General features: G+C 62.3%; 11 protein-coding genes. 2 read left to right on the top strand and 9 right to left on the bottom strand.

The genetic code is table 11. The features are described 5' to 3' along the window. Window positions 1-86 precede the first annotated feature (86 nt). A complete protein-coding gene (locus J3P85_RS02560; RefSeq protein WP_434704787.1) occupies window positions 87-674 on the top strand; it encodes a TIGR00730 family Rossman fold protein in 588 nt (195 codons plus the stop codon). Between the two features lie 68 nt (window positions 675-742). Next, window positions 743-928, top strand: coding sequence for a hypothetical protein (locus J3P85_RS02555; protein WP_186707843.1), 186 nt, complete (start codon window positions 743-745; stop codon window positions 926-928). A 73-nt stretch (window positions 929-1001) separates the two neighbouring features. Here the strand turns inward: J3P85_RS02555 and J3P85_RS02550 are convergent, their stop codons facing one another. From J3P85_RS02550 to rplI, 9 genes are all read right to left on the bottom strand, one after another. After that, window positions 1002-1379, bottom strand: coding sequence for an NUDIX hydrolase (locus J3P85_RS02550; RefSeq protein WP_434704786.1), 378 nt, complete (start codon window positions 1377-1379; stop codon window positions 1002-1004). Between the two features lie 165 nt (window positions 1380-1544). Then, window positions 1545-2438 carry a transglutaminase family protein gene (locus J3P85_RS02545; RefSeq protein WP_434704785.1) on the bottom strand — a complete coding sequence of 298 codons (894 nt, stop codon included), beginning with the start codon at window positions 2436-2438 and terminating at the stop codon, window positions 1545-1547. Next, on the bottom strand, window positions 2438-4924 hold the full coding sequence (locus J3P85_RS02540) for a circularly permuted type 2 ATP-grasp protein (protein WP_434704784.1): 2487 nt from the start codon (window positions 4922-4924) through the stop codon (window positions 2438-2440). Before J3P85_RS02540 ends, J3P85_RS02545 begins: the two co-directional genes overlap by 1 nt. 207 nt (window positions 4925-5131) lie before the next feature. Continuing rightward, window positions 5132-8425 carry a DUF2126 domain-containing protein gene (locus J3P85_RS02535; protein ID WP_434704783.1) on the bottom strand — a complete coding sequence of 1098 codons (3294 nt, stop codon included), beginning with the start codon at window positions 8423-8425 and terminating at the stop codon, window positions 5132-5134. 174 nt (window positions 8426-8599) lie between these two features. Continuing rightward, window positions 8600-9061 carry a hypothetical protein gene (locus J3P85_RS02530; protein ID WP_434572732.1) on the bottom strand — a complete coding sequence of 154 codons (462 nt, stop codon included), beginning with the start codon at window positions 9059-9061 and terminating at the stop codon, window positions 8600-8602. After that, complete coding sequence (locus J3P85_RS02525) at window positions 9058-9978, bottom strand: NAD synthetase (RefSeq protein ID WP_434704782.1); 921 nt, start codon at window positions 9976-9978, stop codon at window positions 9058-9060. Before J3P85_RS02525 ends, J3P85_RS02530 begins: the two co-directional genes overlap by 4 nt. Before the next feature lie 282 nt (window positions 9979-10260). Then, window positions 10261-12561, bottom strand: coding sequence for a YgiQ family radical SAM protein (locus J3P85_RS02520; RefSeq protein WP_186707857.1), 2301 nt, complete (start codon window positions 12559-12561; stop codon window positions 10261-10263). A gap of 202 nt (window positions 12562-12763) precedes the next feature. Then, window positions 12764-14161 (bottom strand): replicative DNA helicase, encoded by a 1398-nt coding sequence (dnaB, locus tag J3P85_RS02515; RefSeq protein WP_027911801.1) that lies wholly within the window; start codon window positions 14159-14161, stop codon window positions 12764-12766. 117 nt (window positions 14162-14278) lie between these two features. Beyond that, the gene (gene rplI / locus J3P85_RS02510; protein ID WP_003186385.1) at window positions 14279-14725 is read right to left on the bottom strand and encodes a 50S ribosomal protein L9; all 447 of its coding nucleotides are present in this window, start codon (window positions 14723-14725) and stop codon (window positions 14279-14281) included. Between the last annotated feature and the right edge of the window lie 11 nt (window positions 14726-14736).

Raw genomic sequence — 14736 nt, 5'->3', positions numbered from 1 at the left:
TGAAAAGCCCCGGCGCGAGGTTTAAGTCCTTTGCGCAACACAGGCCAGGCTTTACTCTGGCGCGGTGACTGACCACGGAGTAAAGCATGTCCATCGCGTCTGTTTGTGTATTTTGCGGCGCCAGCACTGGCACCCATCCCGCGTATCGTGAAGCGGCGCAGGCCCTCGGCCGCGCCTTGGCGGAACGAAAACTGACCCTGGTCTACGGCGGCGGGGCCGTCGGCCTGATGGGGATTGTCGCGGATGCGGCCCTGGCGGCCGGCGGCGAAGTCATCGGCATCATCCCGCAAAGCCTGAAGGACAAGGAGATCGGCCACAGCGGCCTGACCCGCCTGGAAGTGGTGGACGGCATGCACGCCCGCAAGGCGCGCATGGCTGAAACCAGCGATGCCTTCATCGCCCTGCCCGGCGGCCTCGGCACGCTGGAGGAGTTGTTCGAAGTCTGGACGTGGGGCCAGCTCGGCTACCACGGCAAACCGCTGGGGCTGCTGGAAGTGAACGGTTTCTACAGCAAGCTCACCGCTTTTCTCGATCATATCGTCGGCGAAGGCTTCGTCCGCGCGCCCCATCGTGACATGCTGCAAGTGAGCGAATCCCCGCAGAACTTGCTCGATGCCTTGGACGAATGGCAACCGTCCGTGCAGCCAAAGTGGGCCGAACAAAAACCCAGCTAACGGCTCGGCCCCGATACAGGGCAGAATATGCGACGCTCAACCTCACCTTCGACCCCAGAGGATCGCCCATGGCCAAACCCAATTATTCCTTCGCCAAACGTCAGAGAGACTTGGCCAAGGAGCAGAAGAAAGAGGAAAAGCTCCAGCGCAAGAAAGCAACCGCCGATGAAGCAGCACTGAACCCCGATGCCGAGGGTGAAGTGGCGGCAGACGATGATGTCGATGCACCGAAAGATCAGGCCCCCGACGCCTGACTCCCCCAGGGCCCGATGATCCGATCCGGCCCCCCGGTTTTGTGACCAGGACCGGCAGCCTCGCTGCCGGCCCTCACAACCTCAGCGCCTTGATAATCGACCGGCGATAACCCGCAGGCAGGTTCACCGGCAATTGGTCCGGCGCGAACAGCCCGATCTCCTTGTGCTCATGACTGATGGTCGGCACGAAACCGCCCAGCAACTGGCAGCGGTACGTGGAGATGAAGACGTGCTTGCCGGCAATGACCTCGAACAGGTACGAATCCAGCGGCTCCCCCACGCTCACCTCGACCGCCAGCTCCTCGGCGATCTCCCGTGCCAGGCATTGCGGCGCCGTTTCGCCCAGCTCGATCCGCCCGCCGGGCAGCTCCCACTCATCTCGCTCATTGAGCATCAGCACAACCAGGCCTTCGGGGGATTGCAGCACGCCTTTGATGGACACCGGGAACATGGGAAACCTCATCATTCAAATGACACGCAACCTGTGGGAGCGAGCTTGCTCGCGATGAACGATGACACGGTTTTGCAGTTGAACCGTGTCGCCCTTATCGCGAGCAAGCTCGGCTCCCACAGGGTTGGCTCCCACAGGCTCGCTCCCACATTTACCACACAGCATTCACGATTCCAGCGGCATCACCGTCACCCGCACTTCGGGATCATGCGTACCGCCCCCCAAGATCACCCCGCGCAACGGCGATACATCGGAAAAATCCCGGCCCCAGGCCAAGGTGATGTGTTCCAGCGCCGGCTGTACGTTGTTGGTCGGGTCGAAATCCACCCAACCCAATACCGGGCAATACACCGAGACCCAGGCATGGGACGCATCGGCGCCAATCAGCCGGGGCTGGCCGGGCGGTGGCTGGGTCAGCAGGTAGCCGCTGACGTAACGTGCCGCCAAGCCGCGAGAGCGCACGCAGGCCAGCATCAAGTGGGCGAAGTCCTGGCAAACGCCCCGTCGCCGCTCCAGCACCTCCACCAGCGGCGTCGCCACCTGGGTTGCCTCGGCATCGAAGGTGAATTCCTCGAAGATCTTCTCCATTAGCGCTCGAACGCCCATCATCAACGGTCGCCCTGGCGCAAAGCAGCTTTCGGAAAATTCGACGAAGCTGCGCTTGAGGTGCACGTAGGGTGACTCGAAACGGTAACGGCACGCCTCCAGTACTGGCGCCGCCAGTGGCCGGCCCGTGTAGGTCAGCGCGTTACAAGTCGACTCCCAGGCCGGGGACAGGTTGAAATCCAGCTCGGGACGGGCCAGCACCTCGACGCTCAGGCGCGCATTGACCAACAGCTCGTCATGGGGCCGCTCGAAGGCCAGGCGGGTCAGCGGGTTGCCGAACACATCCTGTTCATCGCGCCGGGCGGTCGGTTCCGGACTGATGTGCAGCTGTTGCTCAGTACAACGCTGCCAATCACAGGCCCGTGGCCACAGATGGGCAAGCTGCTGGGCCAGGGACACCGGGCTGTCGTAGTGGTAATGGGTGTCGTGGAGAATCTGGTAACGGGCGTTCATCAGACGGACACCGTGCGTTGGCTGACATCATCGACATGGGCGAAATGACGCAAGGCCAGGCGATCGGACACTTGGCCGCTGACATCGGCCACTTCCTGCAACAGGTCGGCCAGCCCATCGAGTGCGGCGCGCAGGCTGGCTTCACCGAACAACGGGTTCTCCAGGCAACGCAGGTCAAAGCGCGACAGGCGTGCGACCAGTTCCGGCAAGGCGGTTTCCCGGGGCGCGGCAAAATCATCGTTCAAACGCTTGAGGGTGCGGGCCACCAGTTTCAACTGGAAAAGCACCGCGTGGGGGTTCTGTTCGTCCAGCAACAGCAAGTCCAGCACCGGAATCAACTGGGCCACCGCCAAATAGCGCGAGCGGTAGGTGATGCTGCTGTTACCCAGTTCCAGCAACCACTCCAGCCCGGCCTGGTCGAAGACCGCATCGCTGCGCAGGAACGCCGCCAGGCTGCTGCTGAGGAACTGCAGGCGCTCCAGGCGCCGGCCGATCATCAGGAAGCGCCAGCCTTCGTCGCGGGTCATGTCGTCCAGGGCGAAGCCGGACAGCGCCGCCAGGGACATCACCAACCGATTGAGGAAATCCAGCAACTCGCCGAAATCCGCTTCCTCGGTTTCCAGCTCCATGGCTTCGCGCTGCAACTCCACCAGCGCCTGCCAGTTCTCCCGGGACAGCTTGCCGCGCACCTGCGAGGCGGCCCACTGCAAACGCTGGAGATTGGAACGCAGGCTGAACGACCAGTCATCCCCCAGCAGCGCTGCCAGCAAACGCTCGGGCAGCTCACCCTCTTCGGGCAGCAGCATCAGACTTTCGCCCAAGGCCACCGCCGATTCCAAGGCCTGTGGATCATCGCCGTCGACATAACGCGCCAGCATGATCCGCAGCAACCGCGCGCTGCCATCGCAACGCTCGCAGTAGCGGCCGAACCAGAACAGGTTTTCCACCACCCGCGAAGGCAGGTACGGATCACGTCGAACCAGGTCATGAACCCCTACGGTTCGCTGGGCCTTCCATTGTTCACCGCCGGGAGACTGCTCACTCAGCACCCAGGTGTCCTTGCTCGCACCACCGCGCTGCATCGACACCACTTCGGCGTCGGCCTCGGCGGCCACCCGGGTCAGGCCGCCCGGCAGGACCCGATAATCGTCTTTCCCGGACACGGCATACATGCGCATGCCGATTGCCCTCGGCTGGATCTGGCCATCGTCGGCCTGCCACACCGGCGCCTGGGACAGCTGCGCCAGTTCCTGGGCGACATAGGCATAGGGCCGTGCCTGCATGCGCGCCGCCAGTTGGGCGCGCTGCGTCTCGCTCAGGTCGCGACCGAACACCGGGCTGAAACTCTGGGAGGGAAACGCCGGCTTGATCAACAAGTGCGGCAATTTTTCCAGGGCCTGGGCCAGCACCGGCGGCTCGCCGCACCACCAGGTGGCGATGGACGGCAGCAGCAGTTCTTCGCCGAACAGGTACTGGTTGATCTTCGGCAGGAACCCCAGCAGGCCCGGCGATTCCAGCACGCCACTGCCCAGGGCATTGGCCACCAGCACCCGGCCCTGGCGCACCGCTTCGAGCAAGCCCGGCACGCCGAGGGCCGAATCGGTGCGCAGCTCCAAGGGGTCGCAGAAATCGTCGTCGAGCCGGCGCATGATGGCGTGGACCCGGCGCAGGCCGCTGAGGGTCTTGAGATAGACCGTGGCGTCGCGGACGGTCAGGTCGCCGCCTTCCACCAGCGGATAGCCCAGTTGGCGCGCCAGGTAAAGATGCTCGAAATAGCTTTCGTTGAACCGCCCCGGTGTCAACAGCACCACCAGCGGCGACTCGCCGTCGCTGGGCGCCTGTCGCGCCAGGGTTTCCTGCAAGGTGCGGAAAAAACCGGACAGGTGCCGCACCTTGAGGTCGCGGTACAAGTCGGGGAAGGCACGGGAAACGATCGTGCGATTTTCCAGCGCGTACCCGGCCCCCGAAGGCGCCTGGGTCCGGTCCGCCGTGACCCACCAGCGACCATCGGGCGTGCGTGCCAGATCCACCGCATACAAGTGCAGGAAGCTGCCGTCCGGCGGCGCGATGCCCTGGCAAGGCCAGAGGAAATTGTTGTGCCCGAAGACCAACTCCGCCGGCAACAGCCCTTCACTGATCAGCCGCTGCGTCCCGTACAGGTCAGCCAGCACCGCATTGAGCAGTCGCGCACGCTGGGCGATCCCAGCTTGCAGATGCTTCCATTCCTGCGGGTCGATCACGTGGGGCAGCAGGTCCAGTTCCCACGGCCGGTCGGCGCCTTTCGGATCGGCGTAGACGTTATAGGTCACGCCGTTTTCCTGGATCTGCCGGGCCAGCAGGGCCTGACGCTGCAGCAGTTGGGCCGGCGTGCTGCGCTGCAACTGGTCGAACAGCCGCCGCCAGTGCGCGCGCACCGCACCGCTGTCGTCCAGCAATTCGTGATAGGTGCCCGTCGTCAGCGGGTAACGGTCAAGCAGGTCAGGCATGGAAAGCTCGGCAGACAGCAATGAAAGGTGAGACTAGCGCAAGCGCATGACGCCCGGATAGGTGTGTTTGTGTTGGATCCGACCTGGGCTTTGAGACTGCAATCATTGTGGCGAGGGAGCTTGCTCCCGCTGGGTTGCGCAGCAACCCCAAGATTTTACGGTCGCTGCGCAACCGAGCGGGAGCAAGCTCCCTCGCCACAGGTCCACCTAACGCTTTGGCGCCCCTGGAAAACGCCGCAGATCGAGCGTGAGCGGAAACTCGTCATCCACCGCCAGGCTCGGTATCGGCAGTTTCCCCGGTGTATGTCCGAGCCGGAAGAAACGCGCCATGCGCCGGCTCTCGGCCTCGTTGGCGTTCACCGGCAGGCTGTCATAGTTGCGCCCGCCCGGATGGGCCACGTGATACTGGCAGCCGCCCACGGAACGTTGCATCCAGGTGTCGAGCACGTCGAAAACCAACGGCGCATGCACCGGGATGGTCGGTTGCAGGCAGTTGGCCGGTTGCCAGGCACGGAACCGCACCCCGGCGACGAACTCGCCGACCCGACCGGTCGGTTGCAACGGCACCGCAACGCCGTTGCAGGTCAGCAGATAACGTTGCGGCGCCAGACCGCTGAGCTTGACCTGCAAACGCTCCAGGGACGAATCCACATAACGCACGGTGCCGCCCACCGCGCCCTCTTCTCCCAGCACATGCCAAGGTTCCAGGGCTTGGCGTAATTGCAGCTCGATACCGTTGACCGCGTAATCGCCCACCTTGGGAAAACGGAATTCCAGGTGCGCGGCGAACCACTCGGCCCGCAGCGGGTAGCCGACGGCGTTCAGTTCGTGGATGACGTCGGCAAAATCCTGCTCGATAAAGTGCGGCAACAGGAAGCGGTCATGCAGCTCGGTGCCCCAACGCGCCAGTTTCGCCGGCGCATACGGCTCGCGCCAGAACCGCGCCACCAGTGCCCGCAGCAGTAACTGCTGGGCCAGGCTCATGCGGGCGTGGGGCGGCATCTCGAACGCACGCAACTCCAACAGGCCGAGACGCCCGGTGGCGCCGTCCGGTGAATAGAGCTTGTCGACGCAGAATTCGGCACGGTGGGTGTTGCCGGTCACGTCAATCAACAGGTTGCGCAGCAAGCGGTCCACCAACCACGGCGGGCATTCCTCGCCGGGCTGGGGCATTTGCGCGAAGGCGATTTCCAGCTCGTACAACGCGTCGTTGCGCGCCTCGTCCACGCGGGGCGCCTGGGACGTCGGGCCGATGAACAATCCGGAAAACAAGTAGGACAACGACGGGTGGTTATGCCAGTAGCTGATCAGGCTGCGCAGCAGGTCGGGACGCCGCAGGAACGGTGAATCCGCCGGTGTCGCGCCACCGAGTACGAAATGGTTACCGCCACCGGTGCCGGTGTGCCGGCCATCGATCATGAATTTCTCGGTGGTCAGCCGGGTCTGTCGCGCTTCTTCGTACAAAAACTCAGTGCGTTCGACCAGCTCATCCCAGCTCGCCGAGGGCTGCACGTTGACCTCGATCACACCAGGGTCGGGGGTGATGCGGAAATTGCTCAGGCGCGGGTCGCTTGGCGGCTCGTAGCCTTCCAACAGCACCGGACAGTGCAGCTCCTCAGCCGTCGCCTCGATGGCACTGACCAGCGCCAGGTAATCCTCGACCCGCTCCAGCGGCGGCATGAACAAGTACAGCCGGCCTTCGCGGGCCTCGGCACAGAAGGCGGTGCGGGTCAGCCAGTCGGCGGATTTGTCGATCTCCGGGACACGCTCCCGCTCGGCCGCCGACTCGCCGTGACGCGCCAACTGCTCGGTGCCGGGCAGTTCGGGCAAGGCCTGGTTCGGGTCGGTGGGGTGGATGAACGGGTACTCGGCCGCCGTCACCCAAGGCTGGGACGCCAGCGGCAAGCGATAGCCCAGGGGCGAATCCCCCGGCACCAGGCGACAGTGGTTGTCCCGCAGGTACCAGCGACCGCTTTGCCATTGATCGCCCTTGGCGGTGCGGGCCAACGGCAGGACCTGGCCGATGACCTTGTCCAGGCCCTGGCTGAAGACCTTGCGCAACCGCGCACGCTCCAGGGCATCCTCCAGGCGCGGGTCCTCGGCCGTGACGTTCGACGGCAACGCACCTTCGCGCCAGAGGTAATAGAAATTATCTTCGTAGGCCGGGAACACGAACCGCGCAGGAATTTTCAAACGCTCGGCAACGCTTGCCAGGAAGCGTCCAGCGAGTTCGCCATCGGCGCCGTAATCTTGCTGCTCGTCGGCAATCAAGGCGCTGTTGTGCCAGATCGGCACCCCGTCGCGCCGCCAGTAACAGTTCAGCGACCAGCGCGGCAATTGCTCGCCGGGGTACCACTTGCCCTGGCCGAAATGCACCAGCCCCTTGGGCGCGTAGTGGTTGCGCATGCGCTGGAACAGCTCGGCGGAGAGCCGGCGCTTGTCCGGCCCAAGTGCCGCGGTGTTCCACTCGGCGCCGTCCGGGTCATCAATGGAGACAAAGGTCGGTTCGCCCCCCATGGTCAGGCGCACGTCGCCCTCCAGCAGGTCGGCATCGATCTGCCGCCCCAGGGTCTGGATCGCCAGCCATTGCGCATCGGTGTAAGGCTTGGTCACCCGCGGCGCTTCCCAGACCCGCTCGACGGACATTTCGTGGCTGAACTCGCACTCGCACGGCTCCACCAGGCCGCTGATCGGTGCCGCCGAGGACGGATCGGGACTACAGGCCAACGGGATGTGGCCTTCACCGGCGAACAACCCAGAGGTCGCATCCAGGCCGATCCAGCCGGCACCGGGCAGGTAGACCTCGCACCAGGCATGCAGGTCGGTGAAATCCACGTCGGTGCCGGACGGGCCATCGAGGCTCTTCACGTCGGCGGTCAATTGGATCAGGTAACCGGAGACAAACCGCGCGGCCAAGCCTAGGTTTCGCAGCAACTGGACCAACAGCCAGGCCGAGTCGCGGCACGAGCCGGACGCGTGCTCAAGGGTGTGCTCCGGAGTCTGGACACCGGGCTCCATGCGGATCAGGTAGTTGATGTCTTCGCTCAGGCGCTGGTTGAGCGCCACCAGGAAATCCACCGCCGGCAATGGCGTGCGGTCGATGCCCTCCAGATAGGCCTGGAATCTCGGCGTCAATGGCAGGGTTTCCAGGTAAGGCGCCAGCTCCTTGCGTTCGTCAGCCGCGTAGGCGAACGGAATCTTCTCGGCGTAGGGCTCGAGGAAGAAGTCGAACGGATTGAACACCGCCATTTCCGCCAGCAGGTCGACTTCGATCCGCATCTCCCGGGTTTTCTCGGGAAACACCAACCGCGCCAGGTAATTGCCCTGGGGGTCCTGCTGCCAGTTGATGAAATGCTGCTCGGGCGAAACCTTCAGCGCATAGGAAAGGATCCGCGTGCGGCTGTGGGCCGCCGGGCGCAGGCGAACGATCTGCGGGCCGAGTTCGACCGCGCGGTCGTAGCGGTAATGCGTGACGTGATGCAATGCGACATGGATCGACACGACGTGCCTCCTGCGAGCCTGAGCGGTAACGAAAGCGGCGCAAGACTTATGCCATGCAGGCAGGCCGGACACTTTCTTTGTCTACTCAAGGCAGTAGAGCACTAAAAACGCGCGATGCCCGAATTCATCTGCAACGCAATGCACATAAATGCGGCGCTGGCCGTGCGAATTGACTCAACGGCGCGGGCGTGGGGCCTTGGCGGCCTGGATGATGAGTTCGCGCTGACGGCGGACTTCTACCAGTTTGCCGCGCATCTCCCGGTGGCGTCTGCTGTTGAGCAGCAGCAACGCAAGCAACGGGAACAGCAGGCTCAAACTGTAAATCAACCTATCAGGCCGATAAGCGATCGTGGGCAGGACGCCAAAAAAACACAGCCCCAAGACCCCAACCATCGGCCACATCCAAACGGGGCGCCCACGAGCAATCATGAAGTTGCAATGCACGATGACAAGCGTAAGCGCGACGCCCCCAAAAAAAGACCACTTCACGTTATCCGCCAATGAAAGATCTTGAAAATAACTTTCAAAAAAAAGGGGAACAGCAAAAACCAGAGCGAAGACCGAGGCAAATATCGCGCCCATGAAGACCGGAAAATATTGGATGAGAAAAACCCGAACACTGGGCTGTCCATTCATTCTTCGATCTCCTCGTACAACCCCACTGCAATGGTCCGGACATTCCCGGAAATCGCGCTTCCAGTGAAGCCGATGGCAGCTCCCAAGGCATCCCGAATCTGTGTGACGGTGGCATGCCTGACTTGAGTGGGCGTAAAGCGCTTGGGTAGCTCGCCAGACAACTGCTTGAGTTTGAGCAGTTTGGAGGTCAGGCGAGGGTCATTGATACTCAGCAATTCTTTGGTCAGTTTTGCTCGCTCCTGTCGGTTCAGGCCCCGGAGCACCTCCCTCACACTTTTGCCCGTGGCAGCTTTATTCAATCTGACCAGTTTGAGAGTCGTCAGCGACGATGCCCCGACCCCAACCAACGCCGCGGCATCCAGCACAATCATGGTGTTCTGGTACCACGCCTCACTGTCGAGCTGATCGTTTAGTGCCGGGTTACTGATTTCATTGCGCATGCGATAACCGCTCGCAAAACATTGCGCAGTGCTGGCCGCGGCGGCGGTATAACCCAACACAGCAATCGCGGTGCTGGCCCCTGCTGAAAATGGGATAGCTACAGAACCGCTGAGTACCACGACCCAACCGATAACGGCCCCCGCGCACGACAAGGACGTATTGATCGCTTCGCCGACCAATCGCGATTCCCGTGGATTGTCCTGGACCTGCTGAGCGAACTGAGCCGGCGCGATGTATTTCTGCGCCTCGCGCAGAATGATCCGCTTGGGCTTGATGCTGCAGATCGGCTTGAACTCACGCAGGGTCACTACATTGAACTCGGCGTCGATATACACCACGCCTGCACCGACAATACTCGGATCGGCATCAATGGAGGCAAACAGGCGTGGCAGGTTGATTTGGCTTTCAATGCGGCGGCGGGCCATCATTTGAGAGATGCTGCTGTCCATGCCGATGCCGGGTAACGGAGTGCTCATATGAATCGTCCTTGAGAATCGGAAAAAGTAAGTCTTTATCCACACACAATACTGTGGCGAGGGAGCTTGCTCCCGCTCGGCTGCGAAGCCGTCGTAAACCGGGCGGCACGGTCTATCTGGAAACCTTGTATGGGATTGTTTGGGGCCGCTTCGCAGCCCAGCGGGAGCAAGCTCCCTCGCCACAAAGGCTATGCGGGCGCCACGATAACAAACGGCCAGCACCGCCGCCAGAAAGCAAAACGCCAGCACTCAAGGCTGGCGTTTTGCGAGGCGGCAGGGCGATCAGCGCGGCACGACGGGCTTGCGCGCTGGTTTCGGTCCCTTGCCCTTGGCGGCATCCTTGCGTTCCTTGGCGGCTTGCTGGTTGCGGGCGAATGCCGCGGCCTTGGCCTGCTCGCGCTTGTCCCATGGGTTGCCACCGTCGCTGGCTCGCGGCGGCAGGCCGGTGTGCTGGGTCAGGATCTTGGTGGTTTCCTTGCCCACCTTGTGGCTGCCGGCTGGCGTCGAGTTCTTGCGACGGGCGCTCTGGTAGCTGTCGGTGGCCGGCTGGTGCAACGGAATCAACTGGTTCTTGCCCGGCCCAATCAGGTCGGCGCGGCCCATGCGGGTCAACGCTTCGCGCAGCATCGGCCAGCCTTTCGGGTCGTGATACCGCAGGAAAGCCTTGTGCAAGCGGCGCTGCTCCTCGCTCTTGACGATGGTCACCCCGTCGCTCTTGTAGGTGACCTTGCGCAGCGGATTCTTGCCCGAGTGATACATGGCGGTGGCGGTGGCCATCGGCGACGGATAGAACGCCTGCACCTGGTCGGCCCGGAAGCCGTTGCCCTTGAGCCACAGCGCCAGGTTCATCATGTCTTCGTCGGTGGTGCCCGGGTGGGCGGCGATGAAGTACGGAATCAGGTACTGCTCTTTCCCGGCTTCCTTGGTGTACTTCTCGAACATCCGCTTGAACTTGTCATAGCTGCCGATGCCCGGCTTCATCATCTGGTTGAGCGGACCTTCCTCGGTGTGTTCCGGGGCGATCTTCAGGTAACCGCCGACGTGGTGGGTCACCAGCTCCTTGACGTATTCCGGCGACTCGACCGCCAGGTCGTAGCGCAGGCCAGAAGCGATCAGAATCTTCTTCACCCCAGGCAAGGCCCGGGCGCTGCGGTACAGCTGGATCAGCGAAGAATGGTCGGTGTTCAGGTTCGGGCAAATGCCAGGGAACACACAGGACGGCTTGCGGCACGCGGATTCGATTTCCGGGCTCTTGCAGGCAATGCGGTACATGTTCGCGGTCGGGCCGCCGAGGTCGGAAATGACTCCGGTGAAGCCCGGAACCTTGTCGCGGATCTCTTCGATCTCGCGAATGATCGACTCTTCGGAACGGTTCTGGATGATCCGGCCTTCGTGCTCGGTGATCGAGCAGAAGGTGCAGCCACCAAAGCAGCCGCGCATGATGTTCACCGAGAAACGGATCATCTCGTAGGCCGGGATCTTCTCCTTGCCGTACGCCGGATGGGGAACACGTGCGTAAGGCATGCCAAACACGTAGTCCATTTCTTCGGTGGTCATCGGAATGGGCGGCGGGTTGAACCAGACGTCGACTTCGCCGTGCTTCTGCACCAGCGCACGGGCGTTGCCCGGGTTGGTTTCCAGGTGCAGCACGCGGTTGGCGTGGGCGTAGAGCACCGCGTCGCCACGGACCTTTTCCACCGATGGCAGGCGGATCACGGTCTTGTCGCGGGTCATCTTCGGGCTCGCCAGGATCTGTACGACCTTGGCTTCGCTCGGGTCTTCAACCGGACCCTTCTCTTGCTCGATGGCGCAGGCTGCGGTGTCCTGGGTATTCACGTACGGGTTGATGATCTTGTCGATCTTGCCCGGACGGTCAATGCGCGTGGAATCGACTTCGTACCAGCCTTGCGGCGTGTCACGACGGATAAACGCGGTGCCGCGCACATCGGTGATGTCTTCGATCTTGTGGCCGTAAGACAGGCGCTGGGCGACTTCGACAATCGCCCGCTCGGCGTTGCCGTAGAGCAGGATGTCGGCGCAGGCATCGATCAGGATCGAGTTGCGCACCCGGTCCTGCCAGTAATCGTAGTGAGCGATGCGGCGCAGGGACGCTTCGATGCCGCCGAGCACGATCGGTACATGCTTGTAGGCTTCCTTGCAGCGCTGGCTATAGACCAGGCTCGCACGGTCCGGCCGTTTGCCCGCCAAACCACCCGGGGTGTAGGCGTCGTCGGAGCGGATTTTCTTGTCGGCGGTGTAGCGGTTGATCATCGAGTCCATGTTGCCGGCCGCGACACCGAAAAACAGGTTGGGCTCGCCAAGCTTCATGAAGTCGTCTTTGGACTGCCAGTTCGGCTGGGCAATGATCCCGACACGGAAGCCCTGGGCCTCCAGCAAACGGCCAATGATCGCCATGCCGAACGACGGGTGATCGACGTAGGCATCACCGGTCACGATGATGATGTCGCACGAATCCCAGCCGAGCTGATCCATCTCCTCCCTGCTCATGGGCAGGAACGGCGCCGGGCCGAAACATTCGGCCCAGTACTTGGGATAGTCAAATAACGGCTTGGCTGCTTGCATGTCGATGACCGGTATAAAGGATGAAAAATCGCGGGCGCGGAATATAGCACAAAATTTGATCAATTGTGGCGAGGGAGCTTGCTCCCGTCCGGCTGCGCAGCAGCCGGATATCCCACACACCTCGATTACAGTGCAACTGGGTCTGCTTCGCAGCCCAGCGGGAGCAAGCTCCCTCGCCACAAAGGCGGATCAAAAGAACAGGTTATTCGTCGTCATCAAAATTGTAGCTACCCGGCGCCAGGTTTTCGAAACGCGTGTATTTGCCGATGAACGCCAGGCGGATAAAGCCGATCGGGCCGTTCCGCTGCTTGCCGATGATGATTTCGGCAATGCCCTTGTGTTCGGTCTCGGGGTGATACACCTCGTCCCGGTAGACGAACATGATCACGTCGGCGTCCTGCTCGATCGCTCCGGATTCCCGCAAGTCGGAGTTCACCGGACGCTTGTTGGGGCGCTGCTCCAGGGAACGGTTCAACTGGGACAGGGCCACCACCGGGCAGTTGAATTCCTTGGCCAGGGCCTTGAGGGACCGGGAGATCTCGGAAATCTCGTTGGTCCGGTTGTCGCCGCTGGAACCGGGGATCTGCATCAATTGCAGGTAGTCGATCATGATCAGCGCAATGTCGCCGTGCTCACGCACCAGGCGCCGGGTCCGGGCGCGCATTTCCGAGGGGCTGATGCCCGCCGTATCATCGATGAACAGCTTGCGGTCGTTGAGCAGGTTGACCGCCGAGGTGAGGCGCGGCCAGTCGTCATCTTCCAGTTGGCCGGAACGGACCTTGGTCTGGTCGATACGCCCCAGGGACGAGAGCATACGCATGATCAGCGATTCGCCTGGCATCTCGAGGGAGTACACCAGCACCGCCTTGTCGCTGCGCAGCACGGCGTTTTCCACCAGGTTCATTGCAAAGGTGGTCTTACCCATGGACGGACGGCCGGCGACGATGATCAGGTCGGACGGTTGCAGGCCGCTGGTCTTCTCGTCGAGGTCGGTGTAGCCGGTGGACAGGCCGGTGATGGCGTTGTCGGTGTTGAACAAGGTGTCGATGCGGTCGATGGCCTTGGTCAGCAGGTCGTTGACGCTCACCGGGCCGCCGGTTTTTGGCCGGGCCTCGGCGATCTGGAAGATCTGCCGCTCGGCTTCGTCAAGGATCTCGGCGGCGGTGCGGCCTTCCGGGTTGAAGGCGCTGTCGGCGATCTCGGTGCTGATGCCGATCAACTGGCGCAAGGTCGCCCGCTCGCGCACGATCTGGGCATAGGCCTTGATGTTGGCGACCGACGGCGTGTTTTTCGCCAGTTCACCCAGGTAACCCAGGCCGCCGACCTGCGACGTCTGCCCTTCCTTGTCCAATTGCTCAGCCAGGGTCACGACGTCGATCGGCATGTTCTGATCGGCCAGACGGGCGATCGCACGGAAAATCAGGCGGTGGTCATGCCGGTAGAAATCGCCATCGGAGACTTGATCGAGCACACGTTCCCAGGCGTTGTTATCCAACATCAGGCCGCCCAGCACGGCCTGTTCGGCCTCGATGGAATGCGGAGGCACCTTCAGGGCAGCGGTTTGCAGATCGTATTGCTCGGGGGCGGTGATTTCGTTCATGGCCACGTCTGGTTATGAAAATCAGGAATTGCAGAAAGACAAAGGGCACGACCTGTAAACAGGATCGTGCCCGATGTTACCGGCAAGCACCCGAGGGTGCCAGCCGACAGGTGTTGCTTAGGCTGCTACCACGACAACGCGTACGGTGGCTTCAACTTCGGCGTGCAGGTGCACGGCTACGTCGAATTCGCCTACGTTGCGGATGGTGCCGTTCGGCAGACGAACTTCGCTTTTCGCAACTTCAACGCCGGAGGCGGTCAGTGCGTCAGCGATGTCGTGAGTACCGATCGAACCGAACAGCTTGCCTTCGTCGCCAGCGGTGGCAGTGATGGTCACTTCCAGCTCGGCCAGTTGGGCAGCACGGCTTTCAGCCGATGCTTTACGGTCTGCGGCGGCTTTTTCCAGCTCAGCGCGACGCTCTTCGAACGCAGCCAGGTTGGCAGCGGTCGCAGCGGTGGCTTTGCCGAAAGGCAGCAGGTAGTTACGACCGTAGCCGGCCTTAACGTTTACTTTATCGCCCAGGTTGCCCAGGTTGGCGATTTTTTCCAGAAGGATCAGTTGCATGTGAAAATCCT

The sequence above is a fragment of the Pseudomonas sp. Z1-12 genome, from assembly GCF_051132015.1.
Lineage (GTDB): Bacteria > Pseudomonadota > Gammaproteobacteria > Pseudomonadales > Pseudomonadaceae > Aquipseudomonas > Aquipseudomonas zanjanensis.
The sequence above is the reverse complement of the archived record's forward strand: the minus strand, read 5'-3'. Positions and strand labels throughout refer to the sequence as shown.

What these genes read in the sequence shown, in the direction of transcription:
- J3P85_RS02560 (WP_434704787.1), top strand. Translation starts at nt 87, where the DNA reads ATGTCCATCGCGTCTGTTTGTGTATTTTGCGGCGCCAGCACTGGCACC.
- J3P85_RS02550 (WP_434704786.1), bottom strand. Translation starts at nt 1,379, where the DNA reads ATGTTCCCGGTGTCCATCAAAGGCGTGCTGCAATCCCCCGAAGGCCTG.
- rplI (WP_003186385.1), bottom strand. Translation starts at nt 14,725, where the DNA reads ATGCAACTGATCCTTCTGGAAAAAATCGCCAACCTGGGCAACCTGGGC.
- J3P85_RS02555 (WP_186707843.1), top strand. Translation starts at nt 743, where the DNA reads ATGGCCAAACCCAATTATTCCTTCGCCAAACGTCAGAGAGACTTGGCC.
- dnaB (WP_027911801.1), bottom strand. Translation starts at nt 14,161, where the DNA reads ATGAACGAAATCACCGCCCCCGAGCAATACGATCTGCAAACCGCTGCC.
- J3P85_RS02545 (WP_434704785.1), bottom strand. Translation starts at nt 2,438, where the DNA reads ATGAACGCCCGTTACCAGATTCTCCACGACACCCATTACCACTACGAC.
- J3P85_RS02525 (WP_434704782.1), bottom strand. Translation starts at nt 9,978, where the DNA reads ATGAGCACTCCGTTACCCGGCATCGGCATGGACAGCAGCATCTCTCAA.
- J3P85_RS02530 (WP_434572732.1), bottom strand. Translation starts at nt 9,061, where the DNA reads ATGAATGGACAGCCCAGTGTTCGGGTTTTTCTCATCCAATATTTTCCG.
- J3P85_RS02540 (WP_434704784.1), bottom strand. Translation starts at nt 4,924, where the DNA reads ATGCCTGACCTGCTTGACCGTTACCCGCTGACGACGGGCACCTATCAC.
- J3P85_RS02520 (WP_186707857.1), bottom strand. Translation starts at nt 12,561, where the DNA reads ATGCAAGCAGCCAAGCCGTTATTTGACTATCCCAAGTACTGGGCCGAA.